This window comes from Acidovorax sp. (genome assembly GCF_046291265.1).
Lineage (GTDB): Bacteria > Pseudomonadota > Gammaproteobacteria > Burkholderiales > Burkholderiaceae_C > Acidovorax.
The window spans coordinates 1-738 of record NZ_JBKBTV010000149.1 but is presented as its reverse complement, the minus strand read 5'-3'; the positions used below and the strand labels follow the sequence as shown (position 1 = coordinate 738).

At 73.0% G+C, this 738-nt stretch carries 1 protein-coding gene and 1 pseudogene; both read right to left on the bottom strand.

All coding sequences use genetic code 11. The annotated features are described in order from the left end of the window. Nucleotides 1–442, bottom strand: a pseudogene (locus ACK41V_RS23585) (hypothetical protein); the annotation flags it as partial. After that, a partial coding sequence (locus ACK41V_RS23580) for a tetratricopeptide repeat protein (protein ID WP_409786122.1) occupies nt 439–738 on the bottom strand: 300 nt, incomplete at its 5' end. The pseudogene ACK41V_RS23585 and the gene ACK41V_RS23580, both read right to left, overlap by 4 nt.

The window sequence follows — 738 nt, the reverse complement described above, 5'->3', positions numbered from 1 at the left end:
TGCCCACGGCCAGGCAGATGGTGACGCACAGGGGCAGGCCCTCGGGGATGGCGGACACGCCCAGCGCGGCGGCCAGCAGCAGGTTCTGCAGCCACACGGGCTGGTCGGGGTCCTCGCTGTACCCGCGCACGGTGCCCACCACAAACACAATGACGCACGTCACAACGGCCACGATGCTCAGCAGGATGCCCAGCCGGTGCAGCTTGTACTGCAGCAGCGGGCGGCGCGAGCGCTTGCGCCGCTCCTGCTCCTCCTCGCCCACCTCGCCGGCGCCGCCCTGCGCGAGCAGGCGGGCAATGGCGCCCACCCGCGTTGCCATGCTCACCGCCACCACAATGCCGCGCGCGTGACCGTCGGCCACGGTGGTGGTGGAGAAGACCATGTTGGAGGGGGTGAGGGAGTCGTTGCTGCCCAGCGGCGCGCGCGTCACCTGCTTGCTCACGTCCTCCGCTCCTCCGCGCGCCCCTGCGCCGACACCACGCGACCCAGCAGCCGCAGCAGCCGCGCCCCGCTGCTGCGATCGCCACCCCGAGCAGCGGGCGTGGCGACCAACGCGCGGCGGAACGGGCCCTCGGCGGACCGGAACTGCCCCGCCTCCGCCAGCAGCTCCCCCAGCTCCTGCAGCAGAGTGGCGTCCCCTAGTTCCAGCTTCAGCGCCTGTGCCAGCGCTTGCTCCGCCTCGGCGGGCCGCAGCGGCGCACACTTGAGGCACAGCAGCGCCAGGTGGCCCCACACGCT